Origin of the sequence: Vibrio sp. 10N.261.52.A1 (assembly GCF_002876325.1) — a bacterium.
In the GTDB taxonomy this organism is placed as follows: domain Bacteria; phylum Pseudomonadota; class Gammaproteobacteria; order Enterobacterales; family Vibrionaceae; genus Vibrio; species Vibrio chagasii.
Window position 1 is genome coordinate 1 of sequence record NZ_MCYD01000408.1, and the last position, 226, is coordinate 226.

The window sequence follows — 226 nt, forward strand, 5'->3', positions numbered from 1 at the left end:
CATTAATGGTAATGTCTCCAGGTCCCAATGGTGTATTGCTTGTAAAAACTGTTCCAGTTTCAGGCCAGAAGCATGGTTACGCAAATGTTTTGGGGATAGTGGCAGCGTTTTATCTGCACGGGACATTATCAGTATTCGGCCTTTCGGCAATTATAGTTTCATCAGCAAGTTTATTTTTTGCAGTGAAGGTAATAGGTGCAGTATACCTTGCTTACTTAGGTGTAAA

General features: G+C 40.7%; 1 protein-coding gene. It reads left to right on the forward strand.

The features are described 5' to 3' along the window. The coding region (locus tag BCT81_RS04985; RefSeq protein WP_157938848.1) for a LysE family transporter at window positions 1-226 on the forward strand (226 nt) is incomplete at both ends.